The organism is Streptomyces sp. NPDC051133, from assembly GCF_040682635.1.
GTDB lineage: Bacteria > Actinomycetota > Actinomycetes > Streptomycetales > Streptomycetaceae > Streptomyces.
In genome coordinates, this window is the sequence record NZ_JBFBBK010000089.1 from 1 (window position 1) to 17,184 (window position 17,184).

The window sequence follows — 17,184 nt, forward strand, 5'->3', positions numbered from 1 at the left end:
CGAGTCCACCGTGGACGGCCATGGTGTCGTGGGTCCCCGGGATCGACATCCGTCCCAGACCCGTGGAGTCGGGCAGCCGCCCCATCCAGTCGGGGCAGCCACGTCGCGCCGAGCCACTGGGCGCCGAAGTAGCCGAGGGCCACGCTGTAGCCGGCCCAGGACAGCCCGGCCAGAGCGGACCAGGGCAGGAAGTCACGGGCGCGACGGTGGGCGGCGCCCGCGCAGAAGGAGACGACCGAACGGCCGGCCGGAGCGAAGCGGGCCAGGACGACCAGCGCACCGCCGCCCCGGGCCAGAGCCTCGCCGAGACGTTCCTGCGCGGTGGTCAGCCGCCGGGAGCGGGCTATCGCCCGGTCCAGCCGCTCCCCGCCCCGCCAGGCCAGCCGGTAGGCGACGAGATCACCGAGGACCGAGGCCGTCGCCGCGGACAGCACGATGGCCAGGATGGACGGCACGTCGTGCGGCACCCGCCCGGCCGCCGCACCCGACCCCGCCGCCGCGGCCGTACCGGCCGTGATGACGAGCACCCCGCTGGGCAGCACCGGCACGAACACGTCGAGCAGCACCGAGAGGGCCACCACGGCATAGATCCATGGTCCGGCCGCCAGCGACCCCACACTTTCGAACACGACGACTCCCGTTGCTCCCCCGTTTGACAGCCATACAGCGTACGCCGGGGGTCTGACAACGGGATCTCCGGGGCCGGTGACGCCCGGGCGGCCCCCGGACACCACGGCGCCCGCCCCCACTCGACCGGGGACGGGCGCCGTACCGCGCAGGGATGCGTCAGGCGGCTATCGGGGCCTGCTCGGCCGCGGGCCTGCCGTCCGCCGCCGCGCCCCGGCCGAGCAGCCGGTCCAGGCCGAAGGCGCCGGAGCCGGTGAAGACCAGCAGCAGGAAGGCCCAGCAGAACAGGACCGACAGCTCGCCGCCGTTCTGGATGGGCCACAGGGCGACCTGCTGGTGGACGTCGAAGTAGGCGAACGCCATCGAACCCGAGGCGACCAGCGCGGCCCCACGGGTGCCGAGGCCGAGCAGCACCAGGCCGCCGGCGACGAGCTGGATCACGGCCGCGTACCAGCCCGGCCAGGTACCGGACGGGAGCGTGCCGCCGTGGGTGCCCGCGGCGCCGCCGAGGACGCCGAACAGGGAGGCGGCGCCGTGCACGGCGAAGAGCAGGCCTACGACGATGCGGAAGAGCCCGAGGGCGTAGGGCTGAGCGGCGTTGAGACGAGCGGACATGGGGGACCTTTCCTCTTCGGTGTCGGTCGGACCGGCCGGGGACAAGGGGTGGCCGGCCGTGGGGGCGGCGGTACCGAATGGAGGATCAGGTTAGGTGGACCTAATCTGTGCTTGCAAGTTCAACATTTGGCCATGGTTCACACCGAGCGGTCCCGCACCGGCCTCCCCCGCACCTCCAGGCTCCCGAGCAGCTCCGCCGTCACCTGCGTCACGGCCTCCACGGCACGCTCGAAGGCCTCGCGATTGTGGGCGGCGGGGGCCCGGAAGCCCGAAACCTTCCGCACGTACTGCAGCGCGGCGGCGCGAATGTCCTCGTCCGTGGCCTCACCGGGCAGCACGGGCGGACGCAAAGTCTTGATACTCCGGCACATGTCCCCAGTCTCACGCGGAAATCGCACGCGGACCGCACGCCTCTGGGATGATCACGTGGAAGGCGGCCACCGACTCCCGGGGCCGACCGTCGAAAGGACAGCCTCATGGCGACCGAACAGACCGTGGCCGTACAGACCGTGGCCGTACAGACCGTGGCCATCCTGGGCCCGGGCGGCACGGGCGGCCTCCTCGCCGCCCTCCTCTCCCGCTCCGGCCACCGCGCCATCTGCCTCGCCCGGGAGGGCACGGCCGAGACCCTGCGCCGCACCGGGATCACGGTCCGCAGCGCACAGTACGGCGAGTTCACCGCCCCCGTGGAGGCGGACACCGAGCTGCGCGAACCGGTGGACGCCTGCCTGATCGCCGTCAAGCACACCGCGCTCGGCACCGCGCTCGACCGCATCCCGCCCGCGGCGGCCGGCGACGCCCTCCTCGTCCCCCTCCTGAACGGCGTCGAACACCCCGCGGCCCTCCGCGCCCGCTACCGCCCCGACCGCGTCGCCCCGGCCGTGATCCGCGTCGAGTCCACGCGGATCTCCCCCGGCGTGATCGAACACGGCAGCCCGTTCACCGAGATCGACCTCGCGGGCGACGGCGTACCGCGCGCCCGCCTCGACACCCTGGCCGGCACCCTCGCGGAGGCGGGCACGACGGCCCGCGCGGTCGAGGACGAGACGACGGCGCTCTGGGCCAAGATGGCGTTCCTCGCCCCGTTCGCCCTGCTCACCACCCGGTACGGCCTTCCGCTCGGCGAGGCCCGCACCCGCCACCGCGAGGAACTCCAGGCACTGGTCGCCGAGACCGCCGCGGTCAGCCGGGCCTGCGGCGCCCCCGCCGACCCGGCACAGGCCCTCGCCCGCTACGACGCCTTCCCGCCCGGCGCGAAATCGTCCATGCAGCGCGACGCCGAGGCGGGCCGGCCGCTCGAACTCGACGCCATCGGCGGAGCGTTGCTGCGCGCGGCCGAGCGGCACGGCGTACCGGCCCCGGTGACGGCCCGCCTGGTGGGGGAACTGCACGCGTCCGGCCACTGAGCCGGCCGAACACGCGCTCGATACACACATTCGACTGAACCCCACGCCCGAACTCGCCACTCAAAATCGAACAGGCGTAGCATTGCCGCGTGGCTACGACCTATGGATTCCCCAGTGACCTCCTCGCCGGCCAGGAGGAGCTGCATCAGGTCCGGGCCGAGCTGTCGGCCCTGCTCAAACGGCTGCCCTGGTCCGTCGAGCCGATGGACGGCTTCAGCGACGACACCGGCTGGCGCAAGGTGGAGCGGCCCGCCTCCCCCGGCTGGACGGCGGACGAGCAGGCCGAGGTGGAGAAGCTGCGCCGCCGCGAGCACGAGCTCGCGGTCTTCGTCAGCACCCACCGCTTCTGGGCCGAGGTCGCGGCGCCGGACCGCGTGGAGGCCCGCACGAAGCTGAAGCACGCCCACGAGGAGCCGGCGGAAGAAGAGGAGTGACCGGCCCCCGCACCCACCGATCGAAAACGGCCCCCCGGAGACATCTCCGAGGGGCCGGCCGGTGGGCGCGGACGGTTTCGAACCGCCGACATCCTGCTTGTAAGGCAGGCGCTCTACCCCTGAGCTACGCACCCAAAACGCCCGGGCCACGCCCAGGTCGAGTCGACAGCGTACCTTGCCCGCCCCGGTGCACCGCAAACCCTTGCACCGTGCGGGAAAGTCACGGTGCGCAGAGCGAACTGACCGGCTCGTGTGTTCGTCCTCAACGGGTGGGAGAATGACTCCACCCAGGGCGATCCACAGCACGGGAGAGGGATGTGACGGCGACACCGGGCACGCCACCTTCGCAGCCGTACCCGCCGTCGACCGCAGGGGCCCGGCGCGGGCGCGCGGTCTCCTCGGGCCTGCGGGACACGCTCACCCTCATGAGTCTGCCGGTGCTGGCCGCGGTCGCGCTGTCCGGCGCGTTCGCCGGCGGGGGCACCCGGCGCTGGTTCGGGGGGCGGGCGGAGAGTCAGCGGGCCGAGGCGCAGGCCGCCAAGGACGCGGCGGCCGCCGCGTTCTACGAGCTGGACACGGCGCAGCGGGACATGCGGATCTCCATCGAGACGATCACGGCGGTGGACGACTCCCCCGCCGCCCGGCGTGTGGTGTCCGACTTCGAGGCGCTGGGGCGCCGGATCGACGAGGTCAGTCAGCGGTACATCCAGGCCGTGGACGCCCATGATCTGGACCGGGACGATCTGGAGGCCGCCGTGGCCTCGCGGGCGCGTGCGGAGCTGACCGCCGCCAAGGACGAGCTGGCGCGGGTCAAGCAGGAGCTGGACCGTTTCGGCAGCTCGCTGGGGCCGCTGCTGGGCAAGGCGGAGACGCAGTTGGCCCGGCTGGCGCCCGCGGTGGAGCGGGCGCGGCAGGCGCTGCTGGCGGCGAGCAACGCGTTGGACGCGGTTCGGGGGACGGGGCTCAGGGCCGATGATCTCGCCGGGCGGCTGGCCGCTCTGTCGCCCGAGCTGACCCGGCTCAATCAGGGTGCGGGGCAGCACGGGGTGGAGCAGACGCTGGAGCGGGCGGAGCGGGTGCAGCGGGAGGCCGCGGCGATCCGGGCCGAGGCGGAGCGGCTGCCGGAGCGGGCGGCGGAGATCGATCACCGGCTGGTCTCCCTGCGGACCCGTGCGCAGGCGCTGACGACGCGGGCCGGGCAGGTGGAGCCGGTGCTGAGCGAGTTGCGGCGGCGGTTCTCGGCGGCCTGCTGGCAGGATCTGCAGCGGGTGCCGGAGCAGGCCGTGGAGAACGTCCGGCAGGCCGAGCTGAAGCTGGGTGAGGCGCAGGCCGCCCGGGAGGCCCAGCGCTGGCCGGAGGCCACCGCGCTGCTGTCGACGGTGCGGGCGCTGCTGAACGCCACCGACGAGGCCGTGTCGGCCGCCGGGGAGCGGCTGCGGCGGCTGAACGAGGTGCAGAAGGACCCGCAGCGTGAGGTGGAGCGGACGCGGTTCGCGATCCGGGACGCGCAGCGGCTGGCGATGACGGGGCGTACGGCGCCCGATCCGCGGCATGCGCGGCCGTTGGACGAGGCGGTGGCGCGGCTGGAGCGGGCGGTGGGCGCGCTGGAGGGGCGGCACCCGGACTTCTGGCACTTCCTGACGGAGACGGACGCGGTACGCCGCTCGGCCGCTCGGGTGGTGACGGAGATCCGCGAGGAGCGTGAGGGCGGGCACTGAGCTGCGCGTTCTTCGGGCGGGTGCCGGGTGCTGGGTGCCGTGTGTGTTGCCGGGTGGGTGCGGGCAGGCGGATATTGATGTGGACGGATGGCCTCCGCTAGCGCCCGAGGGAGGCGGACATGGCCACACACGCAGTGCACGAGAGGAAGGCCGAGGATCGGCGGCGGACGCGGTTGGACGACCACCTGCCCGTCGATCACCGGCTCAACCAGGTCTACCGGATCGGTGCGGGTCTGATCGGTGGGTTCCTGATCGCCTTCGGCATCCTCGGCCTGATCAACCACATCGGCTTCTTCGACACCGGCGGGAACTCGGCCGCGGGGCTGAACACGAACGGCACGCTCAGCGTGCTGTCGATCTGCATCGGCGCGCTGCTGCTGGTGGGCATGGTGATCGGCGGGAACTTCGCGTCGACCCTGAACATGGTTCTCGGGGTGCTGTTCCTGCTGAACGGCTTTCTGTTCCTCGGTCTGCTGGACACCCCGCAGAACTTCCTGGCCTTCAAGATGCAGAACGTGCTCTTCAGCTTCGTCGTGGGTCTGCTGCTGATGACCTTCGGCATGTACGGCCGGGTCGGTTCGGCCCTGCCGCACGACAATCCGTACTGGCGGACCCGGCATCCCGGAGGCAGCGCTGAGCTCCCGTCGCCCGACCACGCGTCGGGGACCACGCCGGTGAGCATGCCGCTGCCGGGGGCGGACAAGAGGCGCGGGAAGGAGTGAGCCGGCCTGCGGTCCGCCCGGGCGCAGGCGCCCGGGCGGATCGCCGGGATCAGGTGCGGTAGGCGTAGAAGTACGCCCGCGGGTACGACGCGACGAGGCTGGCCACCGACCTGTTGTAGGTGTTGGTGGAGTGGTACGTCACGTAGGGCACGCCGTAGCGGTCGCGGTTGGTAACGATCATCGAGTGGTCCTTGGACCCGTCCCGGTTGAAGTCCATCTGGATCACGTCGCCGAGGTCCGCCTGGTAGACGTTGGCGAGCGGCGTGACGCGCTTGGAGGACAGGGCGAACCAGGAGAACTCGTTGACCCCGACGAACGAGTCGGACTGGATGTCGGCGTTGCCGAACCACTTGTGGAAGTCGGTCGTGTAGCCGGGGACGTGCTTCCAGCCGCCCGCCTTCAGGGACTGGCTGACGAAGTTGGTGCAGTCACCGCCGTCGGCCTCCCCGTTGTAGTCGGGGTAGTCCGGGTTGTAGTGGCTCCAGTACTTGGTCGCGTACGCCACCATGGCCTTGTAGTCGTAGGCGCCGGTGGTGAGGTTCTTCGGGCTGGCCGCGGCGGGGTAGCTGGTGGCCGCGCGCGGGGCGTTGGGCGGGCCGTCGTCGGCGGCGGTGGTCTTCGCCTTGGCGACGGACGGCGTGGCGACCTGGTTGACGGCGAGGTAGCCGTCGTCCGTGTCGTGGATGCCGGTCAGCTGCCAGTTCCCGTTGTGGTCGGCGTCGAAGGTCAGCTCGTGGTGGGCCTGGAATCCCGTGGTCTTCGGGCTGCCCGCCGCGGGCTTCTCGTAGTTCAGCGAGGTGGTCTCGGTGACGGCGACCTTGGCGTGCCGGCCGTGGACCTCGGTGGCGTCGAGCGTGACCTTGGTGCTGCCCGCGCTGTACTTCTCGCCGAGCTTGGCGAGGCGGGTCCGGCGCTCGCGCAGTTCGCCCACGGCGGAGCTCTGCGCCCGGTTCTGGCCGCCGGACATGCGGACGGACCCGGAGAAGCCGGACGCGTGCTGCGTCCGGGCGCCGCCGGCCCCGTCGACCAGTGCCTCGGTGCGGTCGGTGAAGACCGCGTCGGCCAGCTTCTGGAAGGTCGCCTTCGTGGCCGCGTCCACCGTCGGGTCGTTGGTGACCGCGGCTCCCGCGCTCCAGTTGGAGGCGAGGGCCACGCCGGCCACCAGCGAGACGGCCGCAGCCCCCACTATGGTCGCGCGGCGCCGCTTACGGCTCAGTTTTCTCGATTTCAATGACGTTCCCCTTTTCACCGGTACACCTACCGGGACGGAGCATCTTTGCACGCTTCGCGGGGTGGATGTGAAGGGGGTTGCACAAGTGGAACGGGCGCCTACCGTCGGTCACTTGACGACCTGGGACCAGTCCGGCGACTGGGCGGGGTCGAGGCTGCGCAGCGCTGCGAGGGTCTGCGGCTTTTGTACGTCCATCCAGTCCGACAGCTCCTTGAAGGACACGCACTTGACGCCCTTTTTGGTGCAGATCTGCGGGATGACCTGGTCGATGGCCTTCATGTAGATATCGCCGTTCCAGTCCTCGAAGTGGTTGCCGACGAACAGCGGGGCGCGGCTGCCGTAGTAGACGCGGTTGAAGCCGGCCATGTAGGAGTCGACGGTCATCTGCTGCCACTGGGCGTACTTCGACGGGTCGCCGTTCGTCTCGCCGTTGGACTGGTTGTAGAGGAAGTTGAAGTCCATGGACAGGCCCTGGAACTTGCCGTTCTCGTACGGGAGCATCTCCAGCGGGAAGTCCCAGATGCCGTTCTTCTTCGTGGGCCATATCTGGAAGTCGCCCGGGGAGCTGGCGTCGTAGCGCCAGCCGTAGCTCTTGATGGCCTTCAGCAGGTTGGGCTGGCCCTCCAGGCAGGGGGCGCGGCCGCCGGTGACCTCCTTCTTGAAGTCGAAGGGCAGCGCGGGGATGTCCTTGTCACCGGTGTTGGTCTTCCAGTTCTCCACGAACTGGAAGAACTGGTCGATCTCGCTCTTCCACTGGGCGACGGACCAGTCGCCGCCGCCCTTCTTGCCGCAGAAGTGGCCGTTGAAGTGGGTGCCGATCTCGTTGCCCTGCTGGTAGGCCAGGCGGAGCTGCTCCAGGGTGGTGCGGATGTGCTCGTCGGTGGCGTAGTCGATGGCGGCGTCGCCGGGTCCGTGCATCGGGCCGTGGTAGAGCGACTTCTTGCTCTTGGGCAGCAGGTAGATGCCGGTGAGGAAGAAGGTCATGTGGGCGTCGTACTGCTTGGCCATCTCCCGGTAGTGCGAGAAGAGGTGGTCGTCGCCCTCCAGGGCGCCGTCCCAGGAGAAGACGACGAACTGGGGCGGCTTCTCGCCCGGCTTGAGCGGCACGGGCTTCAACTGCCCCTGCTGCGGGCCGGTGTAGGAGGTGGAGCCGTCGCCGAGGATGTGGGTCTTGCCGTCCCACTTGGCCGTGGGGCCGGGCTTGGGGGCGGACGCCTTGGCCTTCTTGTCGGCGGAGGCGGTCGGCTCGGTGTGGTCGGGGCGGGTCAGCGCCAGGAAGCCGGCCACCAGGGAGGCCACGACGAGGAGGGCGGCGAGCGTCAGGACCTGCGGGCGGGTGGCGGCGGGAGGCAGACGACGGCCGGGGGCGCGACGCCGGCCCGTCGGTGGCTTCTTGCGAGACATGCGCGGCTCATTCTCCGAAAGGGGCGAGGGGAAGTCTGTGGGGTCCGGTGTCAGCCGAGACCCATGGCGGCCGACCAGAGGGTGTACGGGACGTCGTCCGCCGAGGTGCCCGCCAGTCCGTGCAGGGGCAGCGGCTGCAGGGACTTCGCCAGGTCCATGCGGTAGACGACGACGGCCGTCGACACGGAGTCGGCCGTGCCGGCGTACCAGGCGGCGGTGTCCTTGTCCGCGGTACCGGCCTTCCCGGCCACCGCCGGTCTGGTGGCGGCCGTGGCCGGGTGGGCGGTGCGGAAGGAGTCGGTGAGCGCCTCGTCGACCTCCTGGGCCACCTGGGCGCCGACCGCACGCCGGGAGTGCGGGGTGTCGAAGGCGACCGGCGCGCCGTTGCGGGTGACCCGGCGCACGGAGTACGGCTCCGTGTGCGTGCCGCCGGCGGCGAAGGTGGCGTATCCGCTCGCCATGCGGATGGCGCTGGGGGTGGAGGTGCCGAGCGCCAGGGCGGGCACCTGGGGGCCCATGCTGTCGGACAGCAGTCCGGAGGCCTCGGCGGTCTGGCGCACGTTCTCCAGGCCGGTGTCCATGCCGAGCTGCATGAAGGGGGTGTTGACCGACCGGGCGAGGGCCTGGCGCAGGGTGATCCGCCCGTAGGACTTGCCGCCGTCGTTGTGGGCGGCGACCTTCTTGCCGCTGCGGTCCCAGTAGGGGCCCTCGGGGGTGGTGACCGGCACGCCGTCGTCGCCGTTGTAGGGCGTCTCGGGGGTGACGGGGGTGGCGGGTCCGCCGCGGGTCTTGTGGACGCCGTGTTCGAGCCCTGCGGCGTAGACGAACGGCAGGAACGCGCTGCCGGCCGGGACGGTGGCCGAGTTGGACTCGTTGTAGCCCTGGGTACGGTGGTCGGGGCCGCCGTAGACCGCGAGGATCCGGCCGTCGGTGGCCACCGAGGCGGCGCCGTAGTGCCCGTTCTTCGCCATGTCCGGATCCTTCTGCCGGGCCTGCTTGCGGGCCTTGGTGACGGCGTCGGTGAGCGCCTGCTCCCGCTTGCGGTCGAAGGTCGTGTAGATCTGGTAGCCGCCGAGGTCGAACTGCTTGTCGGTCAGGTGCGCGGACTTCTTGGCGTAGCTCGACGCCAGTTCCACCAGGTAGTCGCTCTGGGCGCCGGTGTTGTACAGCGGGTTGCTCTTCAGCGGCTCGGGGAAGGTCGTGTACGTGGCGCGCTCCTGCGGGGACAGCCGGTGGATCTTGACCATGCGGTCGAGGATCCACTTCCAGCGCTCCTCGGCCCGCTGGTGGTTGGCCTTGCCGAGCGTGGGGTCGTACAGTCCGGCGCCCTTGAGCAGGCCGGCGAGCATCGCCGCCTGGGAGGCGTTGAGCTTGCTGACGTCCTTGCCGTAGTAGGCCTGGGCGGCGCGCTGGATGCCGTAGCTGCCGCGGCCGAACCAGCTGGTGTTGAGATAGCCCTCGAGGATCTGGTCCTTGCTCATCTTGTTGTCGAGCTTGAGGGAGATCATCGCCTCGGTGAATTTGCGGCTGATGGTCTGGTTCTGATTGAGATAGACGTTTTTGACGTATTGTTGGGTGATGGTGGAACCGCCTTCGGTGTCCCCCTTGCCCACCGTGCGGTACAGCGCCCGCGTGAGGCCTTTGACGGATATGCCCGGGTCCGTGTAGAAGCTCTCGTTCTCCGCCGCCAGCACCGCCCAGCGGACGTCCTCGGGTATGTCCTTCAGCGGCATCGCCTGCCGCTGCACCCAGCCCGTACGGGCCATCGGGGTGCCGTCCGACCAGAAGTAGACGTTGTCCTGCTGCGTGGCGTACGTGTTCAGGTTGCTCGGTATGTCGGTGAGCGCGTACGCGGTGACCAGGAAGGCACTGAGCAGTCCGAAGCTGGACAGGACGGCGCCGATCCACTGGCGCCAGGAGGGTATCCAGCGGCGCCAGCCGTCCCGGCCGGGGCGCGGGTAGAGGGGCCTCAGCCGGCGCGCGTAGGGGGCGAGCCGGCGGGCGTAGGGGGCCAGCGGCGCGAGCAGCCGGCTCACGGTCGTGACGGTCCGCTCCCACGCGGAGGGGCGCGCGTTGCGCCGGCGCTCGGAACGGCCGCCGGTGGCGGGGGGCACGGGCGGCGGGGGCACCCGTAGTTGCATCGTCTCGTCCGCCCGGACGGCAGCCACCTTCAGATGCAGCGTCTCGTCCGTGTCGAACGGCTTCTCGCCGCGACCACCCCCTCGGGGGCGGCCCTCCCCCTGCGACGCATCGGTCACGACTGCGTCTCCCTCCGCACTCGGTCTTGCTCGCGCGGGCGACAGAGCATCCTCGCAGCGGCGTTCACAAATTATCAGCGATGTTTTCGAATCCCCCGCACATACGTACCGGCGTAATGCAACACTCATGAAACATTGAGGTGCCGGTTTCGCAGGCGGGGTGGATAACCTGGCGCCATGCCTCGCTACGAGTACCGCTGCCGCACCTGCGGCGACACGTTCGAACTGAGCCGTCCCATGGCCGAGTCCGCCGCGCCCGCCGCCTGCCCCGCCGGGCACGACGACACCGTGAAGCTGCTGTCGACCGTGGCGGTGGGGGGAAGCGCCGCCGCGTCGGCCCCGGCGCCCGCGGCGGGCGGGGGCGGGGGCTGCTGCGGCGGCGGCTGCTGCGGTTAGGCGCCCCCTCAGGCCGGCTGCCGTACCGCCTTGAGGAACTCCCGTACGATCCGCTCCCCGGCCAGCACGCCCCGCTCCGGCAGCGCCGTGATGGCCGGGGCCGTCCAGTCCGTGTCGGCCAGCTCCCCGTGTCCGGGGCGCCAGCCGCGGTCGGCGGCCAGGAGCAGGTCGGCGTCGAGCAGGGAGTCACCGGCCGCCAGGGTCAGCTCCGCGCCGGTGCGCCGGGCCACCTCGCGGACCGCGGCGCTCTTGGTGAGCGGCTTCGGCACGGCGTAGATCTTGCGGCCCTGCAGCGAGACCGTCCAGCCCCGGTTCTCCGCCCAGACCGCCAGCTCCTTCACCCACTCCTCGGGCAGCAGCTCGCGCTCGACGACCAGGTAGGCGAAGAGGTCCTCGGCGACCCGGTGCTTGCGGACCCACACCGGGTCGGCCGCCCGCAGCAGATGCTCGCGGATCTCGTCCAGCGGTGCGCACTCGTCGGCGAGCCGCGCCAGCACGCTCCGGTGCCAGTCGGCGTCGGTGACCCCGTCGACCAGCAGGTGGCCGCCGTTGGCGCAGATGGCGTACGCCGGGGGCGGGCCCGGCAGGTTGATGCGCTGGTACTGCTTGCGGGTCCGGGTCGTGGTCGGCACGAACACGGCCGTGTCGCCGAGGTCGGTCAGCAGCTGGGCCGCGGTCTCGGTCATGTAGGACAGCGGTCTGCTCTCGTGGACCTCGACGCAGAGCAGCCGGGGCGCCCGCGCGTCGGGCATGGTCAGCGCGAGGGCCGCCGAGGAGTAGATCAGCGTGCGGTCGAGGTCGCTCGCCACCAGCACCGGCATCAGACGTTCACCGCCTTGCCGTCGGCGCCCGTGGCACCGCGGGTGTACCGGGGGTGGATCAGCCCCACGCAGGTGTACGGCAGCTCGCCGACCTCCTCGACCGGTACCCCACGCTGCTCGGCGAGCAGCCGGACGTGGTCGAGGTCGGCGCCCGCCCCGGCCCGGGCGAGGATCTTCCAGGGCACACGGCGCAGCAGCACCCGGGTGGTCTCGCCTACGCCGGGCTTGACGAGGTTCACGTCGTGGATGCCGTACTCCTCGCTGATCCGCTCCACGGCCCGCCAGCCCGCCCAGGTCGGGGTGCGGTCCTCGGCGAGCAGCTCCTTGACGGCGGTGTCGACGGTGTCGGCGACCTCCGGGAAGCGGGCGCAGACGGCGTCGAGGAAGGCGACGGAGACGTCGGCGCCGGCGAGTTCGCGGTAGAACTTCGCGCCGTGGAAGTCGTCCGGGCCGACCAGGTCGGCGCGCAGGACCGTACGGGATATCAGGCCCGAGACGGTCGAGTTGAGGCACGCGGAGGGGATGAGGAAGTCCTCGCGGGTGCCGTAGGTGCGCACGCAGGAGCCCGGGTCGGCGAGGACGGCGATCTCCGGGTCGAAGCCGGTGACGCCCTGCTCGGCCTCGAACTCCTCGACGGCCTGGGCGAGTTCGCGGGTGATGGCGCCCTTGCCGGTCCAGCCGTCGACGAAGACGACGTCCCGGGGGTCGTGGTGGGCGGCGAGCCAGCGCAGCGCGTTGGCGTCGATGCCCCGGCCGCGCACGATCGACACGGCGTAGTGCGGGAGGTCGAGCCCGTGCCGGAACTGCGCCCAGCGGCGCATCAGGACACCGACGGGAGTGCCGGCGCGGGCCAGGGAGACGAGGACCGGGCGCGGCGACCGCTCGCTGATCACCGTCTCCGTCACCACGCCGACGGCCCGGGCGATCCGCGCGGCCGAGGCGTCGAGGGCCGTGTGGAACAGCTCCTGGTACTGCTCGCTGGGCTGGTACTCCACGGGCAGCGACTCGGCGTAGTGGGCGCCGCCGCTCTGGATGGCCTCCTCCCGCTCCTCGGTCGGCGCCTCCAGGGTGACGTCGGAGAGGTCCTGCAGCAGCCAGCCGACCTCCTCGGGCGCGTAACTGGAGAATGCGGGGCCGCGGAGGGGCTCGGGCAGCATGGCCGGCCTTTCGGGAACGTGCGGGACGTACGAGGGGACGACCGCGAGGAGGACGTGCGGGACGTGCGCCGCGAGGCGGGCCAGCAGACCGTCGGGCGCGTGCAGGGCGGGGGTGTCGGCGACGGAGTCGACCACGGCGACGACGGCGTCGAAACCGGCGCCCGCCACGTTGTAGGCGTACCGCTCGCCGGGGCCGTCGGCCGGGTCGTCGTGGGCCGGGAAGACCAGGCGGCTGCGGATGGCGTAGCCGGGGTCGTCGACCGCGAGGACGGGTGAGCGGGTGGTGGTGGAGAACCGCACCTCGGCGTCGACGCCCCGCTCCAGCTCGCGGGCGAGACGCAGCGGGGCGTACATCAGCTCCTCGAAGCCGAGGACGAGGACGCGCCGGGCGCCGGCGGGCAGGGCGTCGCGGACGCGGGCCGCCATGGCGGGCAGCGCGGCTTCGAGGCGGGCGCGGTGGGCGGGGGTGAACCCGTGCCGGCCGCCGTCGGGGAGGCGCTCGGGCCAGTGGAGATCGACGCGGCCGGGCCGCGGCGTCCCTCCGGGGGTGCGGGGCCGGGTCCCGGCGGACTCGTGCCGGGCCACCAGCTCCTGCCCCTTCTCCAGCACCCCCTCCGGCAGCCGTACGGCCCCCGACGCGGCGGCGACCAGATCCACCCGGGCCCCGATCTCACCGCCGAACCGCTCCAGCCGGTCCACGTCCTCGGCCGAGCGCATGTCGACCAGGGCCACCACCACGTACCGCCGCCGCGGATACCGCTCGTGCAGGTCACGGATGGTGTTCAGCACCGTGTTGCCGGTGGAGAACTCGTCGTCGACCAGCACCAGCGGGCCGTCCCCGGCCAGCAGCCCGGGATCTTCCGGCAGCAGCAGGTGCGACGTGGCATGGGAGTGCGACTCCTCGAAGCCGCCCGCCGGGGCGACCCCGGCCACCGGCCGCCGCGTGGAGTGCAGGTACGGCGCCGTGCCGAGCCCGTCGGCGACGGCGTGGCCCAGCCCGGTCGCGGTCTCCGCGTAGCCCAGGACGACGGCGGCACCGGCCTCGGCGCCGAGCAGCGCGGCGACTTCCCGGCCCAGGCGGTGACCGTGTTCGTAGACCACCGCCGGCGACTGCGGGACGTGCTTGCCCAGCACGTTCGACACCAGCAGATGGGCCCGCTTGGGGTTGCGGCGCAGAGCGAGCCCCACAAGGGCCGGCAGGCTGTCGTCGCCCACGAGCTCGACCCCGAGCCGCTCGGCGACCCAGCTGCCGGACCAGACCCCGTCGTTCACTGCGTTGTTCATGCGTTCCTTGGACGATATGGCGGTGTTCGGAAGGATCACCGCGTTCAGCCGGGTATCCCGGCGGCGAGCAGCTCCACGAAGCCGACGTCCTCGTGGGCGACGCCGAAGGCCTCGGCGCGCAGCAGCGTCCGCTCGGCCCAGGCGCGGTGCGGCTTCACTTCGTTCATCTTGTTCGTGTAGGCCGACCGGAGTACACCCCCGCCGCCTCTTTCGGGCCGCAGGATGTCCTGGGCGTCGCTGTACTCCTCGTGGCTGACCACGGACAGCGCGTGCACGGGCAGGACGTGGGAGGGATGGATGCAGGTCTTGCCGAGCAGACCGTTGGCCTGGTCGAGTGAGATCTCCCGCAGCAGTCCGTCCATGGCGTGTTCGATGAGCTTCTCGCGCAGCTCGACGGCCTGCACCTCGAGGAAGGGGCTCTGCCGCAATTGTGGCTTGAACATGCGCTCGGAGACCCGGAAGTACTCCCAGACGGGCCCGGTCACGGTGAATCCGGTGCCGTCGGCGCGGCCCAGCATGTTCACGACGTCGGCGATGACGGAGGCGACGACCTGGACGTCGTAGGCGGTCATGTCGGGGGCGCGGCGCAGGCCGTAGGAGGAGCAGAAGTCGGTGACGCCGAGGCGGAGGGCGAGCACGCGCTCGCGGTACTTGTCGACCGCGCGGAAGATGCCCTCCAGCGTGTCCACGCGGGACTCGCGGTAGAGCAGCTCCGGGGACTCCAGGACGGGCATGGCGAACAGCCGGCGCCCGCTCGCGGCCTCGGCGACCGTCAGGGCCTCCAGGAAGGGGATGCCGCGTTCCTCGGTGAACTTGGGCAGGACGAAGCCGGACAGCAGCCGCACGGAGGGGCCGAGGCGTCGTACGAGGTCGGGTATCTGCTCGGGGGCGCGGACCCGGATGAAGAGCAGGGGCGGCTCCACCCCCGGCCGGGAGGCGAGGTCGGCGAACTGCCGGACGAGGTTCTCCTCGCCCGCCTCGACCTCCCCGTCGCCGATGGAGTCCTCCAGGCACAGCACCATCGAGACCACGCCGCCGCCCGCCTGCTTGACGATGTCGTCGGCGAGCCGCGGCCGGGTGGCCGGGCTGTAGAGCGTGGCGCCCAGGGCCGCGGCGAGCAGCCGGGCCGGGGAGTCGGCGGTGAACGCGCACGGCTCCCGGTGGAAGAGGCGCTGCCGCACCTCGGGGGCGATGTGCCCGAAATGACGCATAGGACTCCCTCAGGGTGCGAGCCGAGTCGGTGGCTCGGTGCTGAGTTCGGTGATGGATCGGTCAAGGGTGGCCGGTAATAGTACGTAGGGATCCATGTCCGGGGTTCCCTGCGGGCATGAATTTCCGGTAACTCGCCCGTGTCGGCGGCGTCGGCACCACGACCCCCGCATTGTCGTGGCCAGGACCGAGAAGGCAGGATGACCGCATGACGCACGCGATGCTGAAGGGATCGAACGTCCCGCTGGAGGCCACCACGGTGCGCGCCGTGCTGCGCTGGACGCCCGGGCAGGGGGTTCCGGACGTGGACGCCTCGGCGCTGCTGCTGGGTCCGGACGGCCGTGTGCGCTCCGACGAGGACTTCGTCTTCTACAACCAGCCCCGGCACCCGTCGGGGAAGGTGTGGCGGCTGGGCAAGAAGCGCATCGCCGAGGGGCTGACCGACACGATCCAGTCGGACCTCTCCGGGGTCGAGGCGGAGGTCGGACGGATCCTGCTGGTCGCCTCCGCGGACGGCGTCTCCTTCGACCGGGTGCCGGGGCTCGGCATCGTGCTGTACGACGCGGCGGCCGCCGAGGCGGAGCCGCTGGCCCGGTTCGACATCAAGCCGGAGACGGGCGCCGAGACGGCGATGATCTGCGGTGAGCTCTACCGGCGCGGGGAGGGCTGGAAGTTCCGCGCGCTGGGCGAGGGCTACTCGAACGGACTGAAGGGGCTCGCCACCGACTTCGGCATCTCGGTGGACGAGTCGGAGGCGGAGGAGGGGCCCTTCCTGCCGGAGCCGGGCCCGGCGCAGCCGCTGCCGCCCGAGCAGCCCACGTCGGCGGTGCCGCAGCAGCCCGCGTACGGCTATCCGCAGCCGGGGTACGGCTATCCGCAGCAGACCTCCTCGCAGCAGCCCGCGTACGGCTATCCGCAGCCGGTGCCGGCGGCTGCGGACCCGGGCTTCCGGCTGCCGCCGCAGGGGCCTCAGTTCATCGGACGGTGAGCGGCGGGGCGACGCGCGGGGCGACTCACCGCTCCGCCTTCGCCTTGTAGCCCCGCCCCCACTGCAGCCCCCACCCGTACAGCCGGTCCAGTTCGCCCTGGAAGCCGTAGACGAACTTCACCTCGCGGCGGACGACCAGTTCGCCCTTCACGTTCTCGATCATCACGACCGCGCAGGAGCGGGCCTGGGGGTGCCGTTCGTCGAGGCCTATCTCGATCCGGGGGCCGTTGCTCGGGTAGAGGGTGACGATCGCGTGGGTGCGGTCGAAGGCCGGTGTCTGGTCGTAGATGTACACGAAGACCAGCAGGCGCTTGATCGCGTCCCGGTGGTCGAGGTTGACGTACATCGTCTCGCCCGAGGCGGAGCCGAAGCGGTCGTCGCCGCTGAGCTTGATGTACGGCGGTGCGTTCACGTCGCCCAGGTAGCCGCCGAGGGGCTGGACGACGCCCTTGGTGCCGTCGCTCAGCTCGTACAGGCAGCCGAGGTCGAGGTCGACGTTGACCATGCTCTGGCCGTGTCCGAGGACCTCCGGCGGCTTCAGGGCCTTGAAGGGGTGCCGGAAGAGGCTGGTGCGCTGGTTGCCGTCGAAGTCGGAGGTGCGCATCCGCCAGGTGAGGTTGACGCGCAGGTGGCCGGTGGCCGCGTCCTGCTTGGTCAGCGACACCTGCTGGTGCCGCCTGGTCAGTTCGATCGCGTTGCTCGAGGCGCTGCCGGAGTCGAAGTCGGCGGCACGTCCGCCCCGCAGCCCGTCGAAGAAACCCATTCCCGCCCCCAGGTACGCACTAGCCCGTCCACACGCCGTCGGGGCGGCCGACCACGTCGGCTTCGGGGCGATCTGCTCGGCGGTGAGGTCCGGCACCGTGAGATTGCCGGTGACCAAAACGTCCTGGTTGCACCAGGAGTCGCCAAGCTCC

At 71.5% G+C, this 17,184-nt stretch carries 16 protein-coding genes and 1 tRNA gene; 6 read left to right on the forward strand and 11 right to left on the reverse strand.

The window, feature by feature from the left end; all coding sequences use genetic code 11:
• The 3 genes from AB0N17_RS43185 to AB0N17_RS43195 all read right to left on the reverse strand — a co-directional run.
• Window positions 1–629: VTT domain-containing protein (locus AB0N17_RS43185; RefSeq protein ID WP_366017177.1), on the reverse strand; the 629-nt coding region annotated here is incomplete at its 3' end.
• Window positions 630–786: 157 nt separating this feature from the next.
• Window positions 787–1,242, reverse strand: a complete 456-nt coding sequence (locus AB0N17_RS43190) for a DoxX family protein (RefSeq protein WP_366017178.1) — start codon at window positions 1,240–1,242, stop codon at window positions 787–789.
• Between the two features lie 137 nt (window positions 1,243–1,379).
• Window positions 1,380–1,613 (reverse strand): DUF2277 domain-containing protein, encoded by a 234-nt coding sequence (locus AB0N17_RS43195; protein ID WP_366017179.1) that lies wholly within the window; start codon window positions 1,611–1,613, stop codon window positions 1,380–1,382.
• Window positions 1,614–1,718: 105 nt separating this feature from the next.
• On the opposite strand from AB0N17_RS43195, the gene AB0N17_RS43200 reads away from it, so the two are divergent.
• Both AB0N17_RS43200 and AB0N17_RS43205 read left to right on the forward strand, forming a co-directional pair.
• Window positions 1,719–2,648, forward strand: coding sequence for a 2-dehydropantoate 2-reductase (locus tag AB0N17_RS43200; protein WP_366017180.1), 930 nt, complete (start codon window positions 1,719–1,721; stop codon window positions 2,646–2,648).
• An 89-nt stretch (window positions 2,649–2,737) separates the two neighbouring features.
• Window positions 2,738–3,082: a hypothetical protein gene (locus tag AB0N17_RS43205; protein WP_366017181.1), complete on the forward strand. Its 345-nt coding sequence runs from the start codon at window positions 2,738–2,740 to the stop codon at window positions 3,080–3,082.
• A 62-nt stretch (window positions 3,083–3,144) separates the two neighbouring features.
• Here AB0N17_RS43205 and AB0N17_RS43210 read toward each other — a convergent pair.
• A tRNA-Val gene (locus tag AB0N17_RS43210) sits at window positions 3,145–3,216 on the reverse strand.
• A 183-nt stretch (window positions 3,217–3,399) separates the two neighbouring features.
• Between AB0N17_RS43210 and AB0N17_RS43215 the strand changes: the two genes are divergently transcribed.
• Complete coding sequence (locus AB0N17_RS43215) at window positions 3,400–4,800, forward strand: hypothetical protein (protein WP_366017182.1); 1,401 nt, start codon at window positions 3,400–3,402, stop codon at window positions 4,798–4,800.
• A gap of 119 nt (window positions 4,801–4,919) precedes the next feature.
• The gene (locus AB0N17_RS43220; RefSeq protein WP_366017183.1) at window positions 4,920–5,522 is read left to right on the forward strand and encodes a DUF4383 domain-containing protein; all 603 of its coding nucleotides are present in this window, start codon (window positions 4,920–4,922) and stop codon (window positions 5,520–5,522) included.
• 49 nt (window positions 5,523–5,571) lie between these two features.
• On the opposite strand, the gene AB0N17_RS43225 is transcribed toward AB0N17_RS43220, so the two are convergent.
• From AB0N17_RS43225 to AB0N17_RS43235, 3 genes are all read right to left on the reverse strand, one after another.
• Window positions 5,572–6,687, reverse strand: coding sequence for an amidase domain-containing protein (locus AB0N17_RS43225; protein ID WP_366017190.1), 1,116 nt, complete (start codon window positions 6,685–6,687; stop codon window positions 5,572–5,574).
• A 174-nt stretch (window positions 6,688–6,861) separates the two neighbouring features.
• Window positions 6,862–8,157 carry a hypothetical protein gene (locus tag AB0N17_RS43230; RefSeq protein ID WP_366017184.1) on the reverse strand — a complete coding sequence of 432 codons (1,296 nt, stop codon included), beginning with the start codon at window positions 8,155–8,157 and terminating at the stop codon, window positions 6,862–6,864.
• 50 nt (window positions 8,158–8,207) lie between these two features.
• Window positions 8,208–10,298, reverse strand: a complete 2,091-nt coding sequence (locus AB0N17_RS43235; protein ID WP_366017191.1) for a transglycosylase domain-containing protein — start codon at window positions 10,296–10,298, stop codon at window positions 8,208–8,210.
• Window positions 10,299–10,592: 294 nt separating this feature from the next.
• Here AB0N17_RS43235 and AB0N17_RS43240 point away from each other — a divergent pair, with 294 nt between their 5' ends.
• A complete protein-coding gene (locus AB0N17_RS43240; RefSeq protein WP_366017185.1) occupies window positions 10,593–10,811 on the forward strand; it encodes a zinc ribbon domain-containing protein in 219 nt (72 codons plus the stop codon).
• 8 nt (window positions 10,812–10,819) lie between these two features.
• Here the strand turns inward: AB0N17_RS43240 and AB0N17_RS43245 are convergent, their stop codons facing one another.
• The 3 genes from AB0N17_RS43245 to AB0N17_RS43255 are packed head-to-tail and all read right to left on the reverse strand — an operon-like array spanning window position 10,820 to window position 15,284.
• Window positions 10,820–11,632 carry an HAD family hydrolase gene (locus tag AB0N17_RS43245; RefSeq protein WP_366017186.1) on the reverse strand — a complete coding sequence of 271 codons (813 nt, stop codon included), beginning with the start codon at window positions 11,630–11,632 and terminating at the stop codon, window positions 10,820–10,822.
• Entirely contained in the window at window positions 11,632–14,073 is a 2,442-nt protein-coding gene (locus AB0N17_RS43250; RefSeq protein ID WP_366017187.1) for a phosphoribosyltransferase, read from the reverse strand. Before AB0N17_RS43250 ends, AB0N17_RS43245 begins: the two co-directional genes overlap by 1 nt.
• Before the next feature lie 44 nt (window positions 14,074–14,117).
• Window positions 14,118–15,284, reverse strand: a complete 1,167-nt coding sequence (locus tag AB0N17_RS43255; protein WP_366017188.1) for an HpcH/HpaI aldolase/citrate lyase family protein — start codon at window positions 15,282–15,284, stop codon at window positions 14,118–14,120.
• A 206-nt stretch (window positions 15,285–15,490) separates the two neighbouring features.
• On the opposite strand from AB0N17_RS43255, the gene AB0N17_RS43260 reads away from it, so the two are divergent.
• Window positions 15,491–16,270: a TerD family protein gene (locus tag AB0N17_RS43260; RefSeq protein ID WP_366017189.1), complete on the forward strand. Its 780-nt coding sequence runs from the start codon at window positions 15,491–15,493 to the stop codon at window positions 16,268–16,270.
• 25 nt (window positions 16,271–16,295) lie between these two features.
• Here the strand turns inward: AB0N17_RS43260 and AB0N17_RS43265 are convergent, their stop codons facing one another.
• The gene (locus AB0N17_RS43265; protein ID WP_366017192.1) at window positions 16,296–17,033 is read right to left on the reverse strand and encodes a Tellurium resistance; all 738 of its coding nucleotides are present in this window, start codon (window positions 17,031–17,033) and stop codon (window positions 16,296–16,298) included.
• Window positions 17,034–17,184: the final 151 nt, after the last annotated feature.